Below are 14,205 nucleotides of genomic sequence, written 5' to 3'. Positions count from 1 at the left end.
AAAGTTCAAGGTTTAAAGTTCAATGTTTCGGATAACCTTGAACCTTAAACCTTGAACTTTAAACCTTGAACCTTAAACTTTTTACATTCTCGCTTTCCAGGGCGTTTCTTCTGCGTTCAGCTCTTGCGACATTTTACGACTGAGGATGAACAGGTAATCGGAGAGGCGGTTCATGTATTGGATTACTTCGGCCGGTACTTCTTCGTGCTGTTGCAAGGCAATGATGAGGCGCTCGCTTCTGCGGCATACGGTGCGGGCTACGTGGCAGCTCGATACGGATGGATGGCCACCCGGTAAAACGAAGAAGCGCATCGGTGGCAATTCAGCATCTAATGCATCAATCTGTTTTTCGAGAAAGACTGTATCTTCAGATGACAGCGCGGGTATTTTTACTTTGGTGTTGCCGGGCTCCGTGGCGAGTATAGAACCGATGGTAAAAAGTCTGTCCTGTATCTCTACCAGTATATCTTTTCGCTTCTGATTTACTTCCTGGTCGCGCACCATACCGATCCAAGCATTCAATTCATCCACCGTGCCGTAGGTTTCAATGCGCAGGTCTGCTTTGGAAACACGCTTGCCACCAAACAGTGCCGTTGTGCCTTTATCGCCCGTCTTGGTATATATTTTCATAGCTGAAGAAATGTTATAACAACGCCATCGGTCATTGTTGATCTCACAACATGATATACCGTGCCGTTTGTGACGGGAAAGTTAGCGATAGAAATCAGGATTGAGAAGATATAGTGAAGCAGTTGCCTAGCTTTCGGTAGCAACTTCTACAGGCTTGCTTCGGGTAACATTTTCATTCTTGCGGTCCCACTCGATCAAACCATCGCGAAGGCGAATGATGCGATGTGAGTAGTGCGCGATATCATCTTCGTGTGTTACCATGATGATGGTGTTGCCCTTATCATGGAGTTCCTGAAACAGGTTCATGATATCGTACGATGTTTTGGTATCGAGGTTACCGGTAGGTTCATCGGCCAGGATGATCGAAGGATTGTTTACCAGTGCGCGGGCAATGGCGACACGCTGCCGCTGACCACCGGAGAGCTCATTCGGTTTGTGATGGTGGCGCTCGGCCAGGCTCACACTTTCCAGCGCCGCCATGGCCATCTCTTCGCGCTCTGACCGGCTATAGCCTGCGTAGATAAGTGGCAACGCTACGTTCTCCAAAGCAGAAGCACGCGGCAGCAGATTAAAGGTTTGGAATACAAAGCCGATCTCTTTGTTGCGTACTTCGGCCAGTTCGTTCTCCGTCATCTCACTTACCAGCTGATTGTTGAGGCTGTAGGTGCCGCTGGTGGGCGAGTCGAGGCATCCCACAATGTTCATCAGCGTTGATTTTCCTGATCCTGACGGACCCATGAATGCAACATACTCACCTTTGTTGATCGAAATGGTAACATCCTGAAGCGCGTTCACAATGTTGTTGCCCATCTTATAGACCTTGGCGATGTGATGTGTCTCGATAATTTTCATACGAAGGGGGTTTATGGATGCCGGTTGTGCTGGTTTGCGCGACAATGCCCGGATATTAGTTTATGTTTTAACGGTTTAATTACAAGGATGTGTACAATTCTTGAAAAGTTTCCTTTTCAATATACCCTGAATCTGCGTTTATATTACAATTTTCTTCCCCTGAGTCCATCAGCGGCAGCTATTTTGGAAGAGCAGACGCTCCGGAAGTGATAAATGTTACGCATTCGCGGATCACTTCGTTATCTTTTAATATGCGGGTGTGGCCCAGCCCTTGTGTGCGAATAAGGCGGGCGGCAGGATATACCTGTATTAAAACCTCGGCATGTTTTATAGCTACCTCCTTGTCATCCGCATCGTGCACCAGCAACAGGTCGATGGGAGCAGGCAGGTTCCGGATAAAATACAGCGCGGTAAACTCATCGAAAGGGCGCCCGTACGTGCGTACAATAAAATCTTTGAAGAACGCTCCGGCTTTCGGAGAGCCGTGAATGGTGCGGAGGTATGTGTTGATGATTTCATCACCGATAGTCGGGCTGGCAATGTTGATCAGTTTTTTAACAGGCAAACCATGCATAGCGGAGAACAATGCAGCACCACCGCCAAACGAGTGCGCGATGATGGCTTCAGGCTCGCCTTTCAATCTATATATTTCTTTAAGCGTCAGCTCAAATTCCAGGATCGTAGTGCGCTTTCCTTCAGAATTGCCGTGAGCGGGCGCATCGAAACCTATTACGCTATAGCCTGCAGCCAGCAAGGGCTTTATGAATCTGCGGAATTGCGTGGCGCGTCCGGCCCAGCCGTGGATCACCAAAATATAGCGGTTGTGCTGGCCCCATTGATAGGCCTGTACTTTTTTATGTTCTACCGTGAAGGAAAATTTTTCACTGAATGTTTCGGCCTTCCGTTCTTTCTCGGGTGTCGGGTAACGAAGCGGAGTAAAGAACAATCGCACAAAGTAATTATAGGCTAACGAAGGCGCCAGTCGCTCGGCTTTCGGAAAAACCCAGCGAACAAACTTCAGCATAAACGGTGTCTTGTCGTTCTTCTTCATGGCTCGTAGTTAATGAAAAGTTTTCCAATTCCGATAGCCGCTTGGTTAAGCACTGGCTTCTGTTGTGAACTGAAAGGTTTGCGTGGTGAACTGAAAAGTTTTCAGGTCGTAAACGCGCTCACTGAAAGACACATGGTTGTTATAGTCTACCAGCACAACCGTAGAGCAACGCGAACCATAGTTATCCGTTTTGATGAACATGGAAGAAAGCGCCCGCTCGCGTTCAAGCGTCAGCCCGGTATTGGGAAGTTGATTGTCGGCAGCAATGCTGTCATCATACAACAGGGTAAATATCTCTTCCGGATCAATGATATTCCTGCTTAATACCGGTTTGAATTTTTCTTTACCACGAACCACCTTTGGCCACGGTGTTTCCAGCAGGTGATTGCTGAGGCCGTAAAAACCCGGTTGTATTTTATCAATGCCTTCTTTATAGTTTGAATAATACCACAGCTCATCTATAGTGCCTGCCAACAGGTTGAAGCCATTATATTGTTTACCGGTTTCCTCAATACGATGGAGGTATATATCGGGTGTTTCGGATGATAGCAGATAATCCGTTATCAACTGGCCGCGCGAAGGTGCATGGGGATTTATATTCTGTGGATCGCGGTAGTTGGTGAGCATGCTGATCTTGCCCGAGCGCGTCATGGCCATCCATGTGCCGCAGGCTTCCAGGTCGCGACCTCCTAAAATTTCCGGATGATCTTCCCAATAAGATGCAGCCGCTGTTTTGCGATTATAAAATTCATCGCGATTGGCGGCTACAATAAGCTTGTATGCAGGATGCTGCCGAAGGGAAAAGAAGATCAGGCACATGGTGAAATTTTCGCGTCAAGTTATACTTTTTTGCCACACAAGATCGGGCATGTTTCGAAAAGAAAAAGGAGCTGCTGTGAACAACTCCTGCTATATCCTGATCGGTGATTGCTATTTCAATTTGAGGCGGTAATTACTGCTTCGCCATATTTTTATAATCTTGCCAGCTTTGTCGCGCTCGAAAGTTATCTCTTCGCCCAGCGCACCATCATCGCGCACGCGCCTGAAGGTATCGTCTTTTACACGGCTGGCCAGCACCATGTTTTTAGGATTATCGTTCGGCATATAGAGCAGCGCCAGTTTATCGCCCCAGGTAGATACAATCATTTCGCCACCCCACGGTTTAAAACCATAGAGCCCGCAATATTGCTCAAGATCATTTTCTTTCTTCTCATCAATCTTATCGTCGGTTGCTTTGGCAACAATGGATCGCATGGCTTCAAAGTATTTATTCGGATCCGTGCCAATGGCATTGATCATAACAATAAATGCCAGTTTATCTTTTGGATTGATCTGAAGCAGCGTTTGATACCCGGGGCAAAATCCTCCATGACTCACAAATGTTTTTCCTTCCACTTGTGCCACCGTAAAACCGAGTCCCCACGAAGTGCGCCAGTTTTGGTCCATATACTGCACGTTGTGCATCTCACGCAGCGTAGAAGCTTTCAGAATCTCCGTGCCACCTTTTTCCAATAAGCGAAACTGCCATGAAGCAAAACGCGCCAGGTCTTCCACAGTAGAGGTATAGCCGGCGGCCGGTGTTATACCTTTCGTATCGAACTTGTCGAGCATTCTGCGTTCACCCTTGCGGCTTGCATCACTATAACCGGTAGCCATCCGTCCATGCCACAGCTCTTGTGGAAAATACGTTCGTGTATCAGCGAGGCGCAGCGGCTTGAGTATATTATCATTGATATATTGTTCGTACGATACACCTGATACCTGCTCTACTATATATCCCAGCAACGACATGCCCAGGTTGCTATACTGAAGGTAGGTAGAAGTAGGATAGATCGCTTTCTGATCGCCAAGCTTTGCGATCACTTGTTCTTTCGAAGGAAAGTTGGAATCACTCCAATAGGGAAAATCAGATTCACGCGGCAACCCGGAAGAATGCGTGAGCAACATGCGCACGGTGATTGGCCCGCTATCCGGCAACTGTTTTATATTGAACCATGGCAGCAGCGCAGAAACTTCATCATCTAAGCGAAGTTTACCGGCATCGCGCAATTGCATGATGGCAACAGAAGTAAACAACTTGGAAATGGAACAGATGCTATAGATCGTGTTGGGTTGGGCGGGTATATTTTTAGCAATGTCGGCTTTGCCATAACCATGGCTCCAAATCAACTGTTGATCTTTGACTACACCAACCGAAATGCCCGGAAGATTATCAAACTCCGTCTGGGCTTTGAACCATTCATCTAATAACGTAAAAGCATCAGCATAAACAGATGGTTTACTCTGGCCAAAGGTTATACCTGTACTGAATGCCAGCAGGCACAATATTCTCTTCAACATAGGTTTCAGGTTGCAGTGGCTAAATATAAAACGATTGGCGGAAAGTGCGGAATTGTTTTGGGGATGAGAGGTAGTATGCGTGCACTGCTGGAATTAAGCAGCTTTAAAAAAGCTCGAGCTGTTCCGGCAGCAATGTAAACGACCGGCGATGATACGGAGTGATGCCGAGTTGTTTTATACCATTGCGATGTTCTTCAGTAGGATAGCCTACGTTGGTTTCCCATCCATAGCCGGGATATTGCGTTGCCAGGTTTTGCATCAGCTCATCACGATAAGTCTTTGCCAGCACCGATGCTGCTGCAATGGAAAGATATGTTGCATCACCTTTAATCACACACTCATGGCGAATGTCGCGATAGGGTTTAAAGCGATTGCCATCGATCAATAACAACTGCGGGGTCTCCGGCAATTTGTCTAATGCCAGGTGCATAGCTTTGAATGAAGCATTCAGAATGTTAATCTCGTCGATCTCTTCATGGCTTACTTCAGCCACTGCCCACGATATAGCTACTTTCTGAATCTCGTAACGCAGCTCTTCACGATCGTCTTTCTTCAGTTGCTTGGAATCGTTAAGCAACTTATGCCTGTATTTTTTGGGAAGCACAACGGCAGCTGCCACCACAGGCCCCGCCAAACAACCACGCCCCGCTTCATCGCAGCCGGCTTCAGTCAGGTCTTTCGTAAAAGAAGATCGTAACATTCCTGGGGTTGTTATCCGTTAGTAGTTATCCGTTAGCAGTTAATCGTTATCCGTTATCTGTTACAGGTTAATCGTTAATGGTACACGTGGTACTGGATACTATTAACATGTAACAGATAACGGATAACGGTTAACAGTTTGCAAACTTAAAATAGATTTGATCTGATACAAAAAAGAAATCAATAGCTTTGAAGCTTGCACGTTGGCAGTACTGGCTGCGCACAAACAGAACGCAGGTAAATGGAGAATTAAACCCTCGAATTGAAATATGAATCAGAAAGAAATCAAAAATCCGTGGACTACATTATCGGGTGAACAAAAATATGACAACCGCTGGATTGGCGTTACCGAATACCAGGTGTTGAACCCGGCCGGAGGAAAAGGGATTTATGGAAAGGTTCATTTTAAAAACAAAGCGATAGGCGTTATTCCGGTAGATGCCGATGGAAATACATGGCTGGTAGGGCAGTTTCGTTACGCGCTAAATGAGTTTCATTGGGAAATTCCTGAAGGTGGTGCGCCACTCACAGAAGATCCGCTGGACGCAGCCAAACGTGAATTGCAGGAAGAGACCGGTATTGTAGCAAAGCAGTGGAAGAAGATCGCGCGACTGCACACTTCAAATTCTGTAACGGACGAAGAGGGATTTATATTTCTTGCTGAAGATCTTGAACATGGTGCCAGCAATCTCGAAGAAACAGAAGCGGATATGAAAGTGTGGAAACTTCCCCTGAAAGAAGCTGTAGACATGGTGATGCGTGGCGAGATAACCGATAGTATGAGTGTTATCGGGTTGCTGACGCTCGCGCGGCTTAAAGGGATATGATGCTGCGCTAAGTATAGCCGCATCACGAGAAATCTTTTTTATTTCATTTAAACTATATATCCCGTGCAAACGGGATTGTAATACTTTTTGTCTATGACCATCCGGCAGCATATTAAGGAAAATTTTCACCTCGCATACCCGGTTATGCTCAGCAACCTCGGCCACGTACTGATGGGCGTTACCGACACCGTAATGGTAGGGCATCTTAATGCCGAGTCGCTGGCAGCCGTTGGACTTGCCTTGGTGGTGTTCAATGTATTTATGTTGTTTGGTATAGGCGTATCGTTTGCTATTACGCCATTGGTAGCCGCTGCCGATGGACAGAAGAACGACCGTGATGTGATTGAAACATTGCGCCACGGCTTGGTGATTAATGTTGTAAATGCCATTATACTCATTGGTGTTGTGGAAGTGGGCAAACAACTGCTATACCACATCAACCAACCGGTGGAGGTAGTGGAGCGTGCTATACCTTTTCTGAGTATCGTTACCTTTTCGCTGGTGCCGATGATGATCTTTCAAAGCTTCAAACAATTTGCTGAAGGACTTTCTAATACCCGTGTGGCACTGGTGGTAATGGTCGGGGCAAACATTCTGAACATAATCTTCAACTATGCATTTATATACGGCCATCTCGGTTTCCCCACTATGGGCCTTATCGGTGCTGCGTGGGCTACGTTCACTTCACGCGTGCTCATGGCCGTGGGTATAGCGGTGTATATATACTTCATACCTTCGTTCCGCAGATTTCGCGCAGGCTTCCGGTTCGGCAATTATTCCCGAAAGCTTTTCTCCAGGATGCTGCACCTGGGCGTACCCAGTGGCGTGCAGTTTATTTTTGAAGCCGCAGCCTTCGACTTTTCATTAGTGATGATGGGATGGCTCGGTACCAAAACACAGGCAGCGCACCAGATCGCGATCAATCTCGCTACACTAAGCTATATGACTACAGCCGGCCTTGCTGCAGCGGCTACCATTCGTGTAGGATATTTTCTGGGAAGTCGGGATTTCAGGAATATGCGCCTGGCGGTATATACCTTGTTGGGTATGGCCATGCTGCTGATGAGTGTTGCTGCTATTGTATTTATAGTTGGTAATTGGTGGCTGCCATCACTATATGTAACAGATCCGGCTGTTATACCGATTGCTGCATCGCTGCTGATTGTTGCTGCTATATTTCAGTTGTCGGATGGAACACAGGTAGTGTGCGCTTCTGCCCTGCGTGGATTGCAGGATGTTAAGATACCTTCATTCTTTATCTTCGTTTCGTATTGGGTCATCGGACTGCCGCTTGGTTACTGGCTTGCTTTCAAAGCCAACTACGGTGCTATAGGTATATGGATGGGATTGTTGATTGGCCTCACGCTCACGGCCACCGCGATGTTCATTCGCATGAAATGGTCCATGAATCGCGCGGAAGCGTTCGCTATTTAATCCGTTGTATCAGAATGTTATTTCTCAGAAATCACAGATAGAATTTGGTTTTTATTCTGTGTCGATCTGTGAGTTCTGTGGGAGATATTTTTGCATTTCATCGTGTAAATCCGTGAACCCTGTGGGAAATAATTTTACATTTTAATCTATATTTCCCGCTCGAATTACTACCCATGATTGAAGCCAAACCTGTTCGCGCCTCGCAGACAACGATTACGGAACTGATGATCCCCTCATACGCCAACTTTGGCGGTAAAATACACGGGGGAATTTTACTCTCGCTGATGGATAAAGTAGCCTATGCCTGCGCCAGTAAACATGCCGGCTCCTACTGCGTTACCGTGTCAGTCGACAAAGTAGAATTTCTTCAGCCCGTAGAAGTAGGAGAGCTTGTATCGCTGCATGCCTCCGTAAACTATGTCGGTAATTCTTCGCTCATCGTAGGTATACGTGTAGAGGCTCAGAACGTAAAACTCGGCAGCGTTACGCATACCAACTCATCGTACTTTACCATGGTAGCCAAAGGCGATGACGATAAACCAACTACGGTTCCTAAACTAATCCTCGAAAGCGAAGAGCAGGTAAGACGTTTCATCGAAGCCATAAAAATGAAAGAGCTGAAACGACAGATGCGCGAAGCGCACGATGACGCCAAATCAAAGATCGAAGTGCAGGCAGCGGCCACCATCCTGAAAAACGAACGCTGCATTATTGCATTGGACTGATATAGTTAATTGTCAGTCGAAAGTTCCACCCTTAATTATGTATTGTGTTGGGCGGCTGGCCTTTTGTCCCCGTTTCTTATTTTGAAATGAAACCACAAATCAGACCACCCATTAGTCCAAGCCCTAAAATTGGTCCATATTGTTTTGTAACAATTGCGTCTGGCAAACTTAATATCAGCCCAACGAGTCCGCCTTTTGCCCAACCTGGAATTGGTAAGTCCATGTTGAAGATGATAAACCCGATTGCAAACCTGCTAATAAATGAAGCTGTCATTGCTCTCGTTTTGCTTTCAAATGTCATAAAGAACATAGGGATGATTGAAACAACTCCGAAGATTGTTCCTGCAATTAGTCCCTTAACTATGTTTGCCATTAGTTTATTTTTTTAGTTGAAAACTTCCTTTAACCAATTTAATAATTCTCTAGACCTCTTTGTCATTCGTCAACTTAAATTGTATGATGAAACCGATTTGTTGAAGCTTGCTCAACTTTGGTCACACGTCTACTTGTAAGTTGGTAAGATACCATTGCTGCTAACGTTCGTGTATGTGCAGTTTAAATAATTAATCAAATTTAAATTGCACCTACACATTGCTTGGGCATTTCATATCTCCACTCTCACTAGATCAACGTTTTCCTTTTTGTTATCCCGTTGTCCTGCGGACTCGTCCCATTTGATGTAAAGATCATCATTCACAAATTTTATTGAGTCAATACAGTACCCAAGAAATGCTGACTCGCAAGTTATCCTGGCCTTTATCTCTTGTTTCTCTCCGGTCGCCCAATTTTCAATTGTCAACTTATCATAGTCTTCACCATCGAGATAAACGACCAGACTTCGCTCTAGATTTTTTTCAAAGTCATACATTGTTTCAAAAACGGAGTCCCTTGAATTCAATGGCAATATGATTGTCCCCCAACAAGGTGAACCGCAACCGTAACCAAGTCCGATGTATTTAGATGTCGTCCAGCGAATAGTTGGTATCCAGTGGGGCGCTGCGTCACAATCAAAACTGTGGTTCAATGTCCGTGTGAAATCTTTGCTTCCCCATTTAATTTTTATGCGTCCATTCTCCTTAATATACTTTAAATAGTCACCAGTAGATAGAGTGGAGTCAGCCCCATCAAGCCAGGCATTGCAGTTGTCCTTTTCTATCTTATTGTCAACTTGGTCGACTATTTCTGAAATTGCGCGCGAAGAATCTGCTGGCTCAGTCTGTTGACCTTGCTTTTCAACACAGGAGAATGTTAAAAATGTTAATCCGATTAATATGAAAGTCTTCATTTCGAAATCGCGCCTAACGGCGTTTGCCTTTTCGCAACTTAAAAATAGAATAATAAAGGCAGATGATTTATCTCTTGTGCACCTGCTAACGCCAACACCCAATACTTTCCCAAGTGATTTGAATTTTTCTGTTCGTCTGTCCACAGACCGAAATTGGTTACAGCTATAGGTTAAGGGTTAATTCGTTATCCGGTGAGCCAATGAAAAATGGGTGATTTAAACTATCTTTGGTAAAAGATCCGTTTACGGAAAAGTAATTTGCTGCACAAGTGAAAATATTGAGAGTTATTCATACCTCCTATGGGTTGCTGGTGTTTGCGATTCTGTTTCTCCTGCTGTTTCCGTTTCTGCTTATCCCCATCGTGTTTCCAAAGCACTTTAAACTGGTTGGTATACTGAACCGCTGGTGGGCGCGGCTGCTGCTGTTTTTTGTGTTCATCCCATTCCATGTGGAGTATCGCAGAAAGCTGGATAAGAAGAAGCAGTATATCTTTTGCGCCAATCACTTTTCATACATGGATATCCCCACCGCAGGCCTTAACCATCACAATACGGTTTTTGTGGGCAAGAACGAAATTGAAAAAATACCGCTGTTCGGATATATGTATAGCAGGCTTCACATCACGGTAGATCGCAGCAAGCTGAAAAGCCGCTATACATCGCTAAAGCGCTCCCTGGAGGCGATCGAAGAGGGGAAAAGCCTGGCTATCTTTCCCGAAGGAGGCATTGTAACGGAAAAAGAGCCCGTGATGGGCCGTTTTAAAGACGGTGCCTTTCGGGTGGCTATCGACAAACAAATTGCCATTGTGCCTGTAACCATTCCATATAATTGGATAATTTTGCCGGCTGATCAGTTCCTGCTTCGCTGGCATCCGCTGAAAGTCATCTTTCATGAGCCGATAGAAACAACCGGTCTTACGCTGGACGATGTGGATGCTTTGAAGGACAAAGTTTTTCGCACCATCGATGAGGAATTGAAACGACACATTGCAACACGGTATACACCAACGAATATTGTAAATAATGAATATAGATCGCGCACTGCTGGATAAGATCGCCCACCTCTCACGCCTGGAGTTCGATGAGAAGGATGCCGATAAAATGATGAAAGACATGACGGCTATTGTAGACTGGGTAGAGAAACTGAAAGAAGTAAATACCGATGGTGTGGAGCCCCTCACTACCATGAGCCACGAAATAAACGTGCTGCGCGAAGACGAAGTAAAAGAGCACCTCAGCCATGAACGTGCACTGCGCAACGCACCTAAAAAAGATTCTGATTACTTCCGCGTACCAAAAGTATTAGAGTGATCGTTCTCACCGGAGAAGCAAACCCGGAAGGTTTTCACAATCTTCCGGGTTTGTTTTTTTAAACTTGTGCTATAAATTCTATTCTGATTCGGTTATATGCAATCACTTTTTTTCTGGAAAAACTGGCTGAAAGATTATCGCTGGACTGGCTACGCTGCAGCCACTCTCTTCTTCTTCGCCTTGCTGTTCCTGTGGTTCTCATACTTTCAAGGTGTAGACGGTGTTATTCACTGGGATACGATACAGGAACAAAAAACGATCGAAACCACGGTGCATAGTTTCCGCCTCGGACCGTTTCACCTCAATATACCCGCCGAGAGTTATGCTATTACCGAATACTTCAATGGAAGCCCGGTAGTGCCCAATACAACGGCCTCCTATATTTTCCTGTTCGTACTCGTAGCCAGTGCTGTAGTGTTGCTCACGGTAATCACAACACTGGAAAAATTCTGGTACCTCGCCAGTATGGCACTGTTTATACTTTTTATTGTAGGCATGCGCCTGGAGGTGTTGGGTATAGCAGGGCAGTTCAACCGTATACCCGTGGTGGCTGCGCTGGTGCTATACGTGGTGCCTGCATTTTATTTTAACCGCTTTCGCACGTCTACATCTTTTGTAACGCGACTGGTTGTATTTATAGCGATTACCGTGGTGCTGGCGTTGGTAGTAACGTTCCTGTCGGAAGTGGCGCTGCCCATGTATCATCTTACCCTTACGGGATATACTCCCGGACTTATCCTTTCGGTGATATTTATTATGATGATTGCCCACGAAGTATTGGCGGCATTCATTCGCGTCATCAGCCAGGGATCGTCCAGGAGTTTGCGGCATCTTTCCATCATCAGCGTTATCTACATGGTGAACATTATCATTACCGCGCTGCACGAGATGGGAGCCATTCACTGGAATTTTATTTACATCAATATATACCTGCTGCTCACGCTCTCGGCTGTGCTGGGTATCTGGGGCTACCGCGACAGGGAAGCGATCTATGGAAATATACTTTCTTTCTATCCGTTTGGTGCTTATCTCTATTTAGCGCTTGGGGCGATCTGTTTTGCTACTACCGGTCAATTGCTGGGTAACGCCAACGATCCGGCACTCAAAATCATCCGCGATGTTACCATCTTTAGTCATGCGGGCTTCGGCATCATCTTCCTTACCTATATATTTTCCAACTTTGTAGTGATGCTGGCGCAGAATATGCCTATTTATAAAGTACTGTACAAGCCTAACCGCATGCCGTACTTCACCTATCGGTTTGCCGGCCTCATTGCTGTGCTGGCATTTCTCTTTGTATCCGATTGGAAAGAATATGTATACAACGGCATGGCCGGGTTCTACAACAGTGCCGGTGACCTATACTCACTGCAGGGTAATGAAGTATATACCGAATCGTTTTATGACCAGGGACGAAGCAACGGATTCAGCAATCATCGCTCGAACTATGCATTGGGTGTGATCCGCGGCTCACGCTTCAATTTTGAAGCAGCCCACGATGCTTATCATTCCGCTAACTTCAGGCACCCTTCCGAGTACTCACTGGCGAATGATGCCAACCTGTTTGTATGGGAGAATGATATATTCCATGCCATCGATGCTTATAAAAAAGCCCATGAGATTATGCCGGAGTCGGGTGCTCTTGTTAATAACCTTGGGCTCGCGTATGCAAAAGTGCATAACCTCGATTCGGCACTGGTATATTTAGGCGCTGCCCGCGATCATGCCGCCTCCAAAGATGCAGCAGAAGCCAATTTCTTTGCTATGGCAGCATCAGAGCTTATACCGCTGCAGACCGATTCTATACTCGGTGTTTTCAACACAACGTCACACGCTACGGTTGCCAATGCGCTGGCGTTGTCTACGCTGTATAGCCAGCCCGTAAATGTTAAAGTTGATCCGCTGGCCGTGCCGAAGCTTAATCTGCAAACCGCTACGTTGCTGAACAACTATATCATTAAAAATGCAAAGACGCTCGATACAACATTCACATCACGTGCCTATGCCATAGCTTCCGATTCGCTGAACAGCGATTTCAGCATTGCCTTGAAAGTAGCGCTGGCCAATGCTTTTTATCACCAGGGAAATGTGGCGCGAGCCCTCAGCATTATGGCCGAGCAGATTTATGTAGGCCAGGCATACCAGGGAAAGTATAACTATATCATGGGCTTGTGGGCGCTGGAACAGGGTAATCCGGAACGCGCCTCCGAGTATTTTACTTTTGCCGACACCTACGACTATAAGGATGCAAAATTCTACAACGCTATAGCACTTACCGAAGCTGCCCGTATACCCGAAGCGTTTATAGCCTGGGATACCGTGGCCCGCAGCGAAGATGAGAGCGAACGGCAAATCGCTTCAACCCTGAAGAAGATATTGATTATACCGGCAGCAGAGGCGATGAACCTGAGCGATGGTGAGAAATACCAGTTTTGCCGCTATCGCATTGGTCTGGGTGATTCAGTGTTGTTCAATCGCATCGTCAATACATTCAGCAATGCCAACTATAAAGCACAGGCTATGCTCGATCTGAGTCGCAGGTATTATGACCTGGAGCTTTATGAACCTGCCATCCGTCTTTTCAATCGTATAGCTGGGCTTGAGCTAACTGACAAGGCTTTATATGAAGACGTGCGGCACACCGAGTTGCGCATGCTGGCTTCGCGTAAGGAGATACGATCGCTCGCTACGCAGATCAATAAGAATATAACCTTCGATGCTTCACGCACACTGGAGAAAATGCTGTACACCGCGCTGATCAACGAATCGAGTGGTGATACGGTAAGTGCGAAGAAGCTATACCACGTGATAGGGACCTACAATCCATATTTTGAAGAAGGTATACTGGCGGCATCAGCATTCTTTATAGCGCACGAACCGCGCGGCATGAAGGGCTATACCATTCTTTCGGAAGCCATCCAGGTAAATTCCAACTCGTATAGATTGCTAAAGGCTTATGCAGCAGAAGCGGCACGTCTGGGCTTTGACGATTACGCAGCCAGCGCGCTGGAACGATTGAAAAGATTCAGGATTTAAAGTTTAATGTTCAAA

At 46.0% G+C, this 14,205-nt stretch carries 14 protein-coding genes; 6 read left to right on the top strand and 8 right to left on the bottom strand.

Going from position 1 to position 14,205, the window contains the following annotated elements; all coding sequences use genetic code 11:
- Nucleotides 1-81 precede the first annotated feature (81 nt).
- The 6 genes from V7Q33_RS18070 to V7Q33_RS18045 form a co-directional block, all read right to left on the bottom strand.
- Nucleotides 82-630 (bottom strand): cob(I)yrinic acid a,c-diamide adenosyltransferase, encoded by a 549-nt coding sequence (locus tag V7Q33_RS18070; RefSeq protein WP_331978749.1) that lies wholly within the window; start codon nucleotides 628-630, stop codon nucleotides 82-84.
- Nucleotides 631-756: 126 nt separating this feature from the next.
- Entirely contained in the window at nucleotides 757-1,482 is a 726-nt protein-coding gene (locus tag V7Q33_RS18065) for an ABC transporter ATP-binding protein (protein WP_331978747.1), read from the bottom strand.
- A 178-nt stretch (nucleotides 1,483-1,660) separates the two neighbouring features.
- Nucleotides 1,661-2,533, bottom strand: coding sequence for an alpha/beta hydrolase (locus V7Q33_RS18060; protein WP_333820728.1), 873 nt, complete (start codon nucleotides 2,531-2,533; stop codon nucleotides 1,661-1,663).
- A gap of 45 nt (nucleotides 2,534-2,578) precedes the next feature.
- A complete protein-coding gene (locus V7Q33_RS18055) occupies nucleotides 2,579-3,352 on the bottom strand; it encodes an NRDE family protein (RefSeq protein WP_333820727.1) in 774 nt (257 codons plus the stop codon).
- 111 nt (nucleotides 3,353-3,463) lie between these two features.
- Complete coding sequence (locus tag V7Q33_RS18050; RefSeq protein ID WP_333820726.1) at nucleotides 3,464-4,873, bottom strand: serine hydrolase; 1,410 nt, start codon at nucleotides 4,871-4,873, stop codon at nucleotides 3,464-3,466.
- Between the two features lie 103 nt (nucleotides 4,874-4,976).
- A complete protein-coding gene (locus V7Q33_RS18045) occupies nucleotides 4,977-5,573 on the bottom strand; it encodes a ribonuclease HII (protein WP_333820725.1) in 597 nt (198 codons plus the stop codon).
- A 268-nt stretch (nucleotides 5,574-5,841) separates the two neighbouring features.
- Here V7Q33_RS18045 and V7Q33_RS18040 point away from each other — a divergent pair, with 268 nt between their 5' ends.
- From V7Q33_RS18040 to V7Q33_RS18030, 3 genes are all read left to right on the top strand, one after another.
- The gene (locus tag V7Q33_RS18040; RefSeq protein WP_333820724.1) at nucleotides 5,842-6,399 is read left to right on the top strand and encodes an NUDIX hydrolase; all 558 of its coding nucleotides are present in this window, start codon (nucleotides 5,842-5,844) and stop codon (nucleotides 6,397-6,399) included.
- A gap of 93 nt (nucleotides 6,400-6,492) precedes the next feature.
- The gene (locus tag V7Q33_RS18035) at nucleotides 6,493-7,833 is read left to right on the top strand and encodes an MATE family efflux transporter (protein WP_331978735.1); all 1,341 of its coding nucleotides are present in this window, start codon (nucleotides 6,493-6,495) and stop codon (nucleotides 7,831-7,833) included.
- A 173-nt stretch (nucleotides 7,834-8,006) separates the two neighbouring features.
- Nucleotides 8,007-8,558, top strand: a complete 552-nt coding sequence (locus V7Q33_RS18030) for an acyl-CoA thioesterase (RefSeq protein ID WP_331978733.1) — start codon at nucleotides 8,007-8,009, stop codon at nucleotides 8,556-8,558.
- A gap of 76 nt (nucleotides 8,559-8,634) precedes the next feature.
- On the opposite strand, the gene V7Q33_RS18025 is transcribed toward V7Q33_RS18030, so the two are convergent.
- Entirely contained in the window at nucleotides 8,635-8,931 is a 297-nt protein-coding gene (locus V7Q33_RS18025) for a hypothetical protein (RefSeq protein WP_333820723.1), read from the bottom strand.
- A gap of 231 nt (nucleotides 8,932-9,162) precedes the next feature.
- Nucleotides 9,163-9,987, bottom strand: coding sequence for a hypothetical protein (locus V7Q33_RS18020; protein WP_333820722.1), 825 nt, complete (start codon nucleotides 9,985-9,987; stop codon nucleotides 9,163-9,165).
- 125 nt (nucleotides 9,988-10,112) lie between these two features.
- On the opposite strand from V7Q33_RS18020, the gene V7Q33_RS18015 reads away from it, so the two are divergent.
- The 3 genes from V7Q33_RS18015 (at nucleotide 10,113) to V7Q33_RS18005 (ending at nucleotide 14,190) form a co-directional block, all read left to right on the top strand.
- Nucleotides 10,113-10,895 carry a lysophospholipid acyltransferase family protein gene (locus tag V7Q33_RS18015; RefSeq protein ID WP_333820721.1) on the top strand — a complete coding sequence of 261 codons (783 nt, stop codon included), beginning with the start codon at nucleotides 10,113-10,115 and terminating at the stop codon, nucleotides 10,893-10,895.
- Nucleotides 10,867-11,154, top strand: coding sequence for an Asp-tRNA(Asn)/Glu-tRNA(Gln) amidotransferase subunit GatC (gatC, locus tag V7Q33_RS18010; RefSeq protein WP_331972443.1), 288 nt, complete (start codon nucleotides 10,867-10,869; stop codon nucleotides 11,152-11,154). Before V7Q33_RS18015 ends, gatC begins: the two co-directional genes overlap by 29 nt.
- A gap of 96 nt (nucleotides 11,155-11,250) precedes the next feature.
- Nucleotides 11,251-14,190: a hypothetical protein gene (locus V7Q33_RS18005; RefSeq protein ID WP_333820719.1), complete on the top strand. Its 2,940-nt coding sequence runs from the start codon at nucleotides 11,251-11,253 to the stop codon at nucleotides 14,188-14,190.
- Nucleotides 14,191-14,205: the final 15 nt, after the last annotated feature.

It is taken from the genome of Ohtaekwangia sp., assembly GCF_036786105.1.
In the GTDB taxonomy this organism is placed as follows: Bacteria; Bacteroidota; Bacteroidia; order Cytophagales; family Cyclobacteriaceae; genus Ohtaekwangia.
The sequence above is the reverse complement of the archived record's forward strand: the minus strand, read 5'-3'. Positions and strand labels throughout refer to the sequence as shown.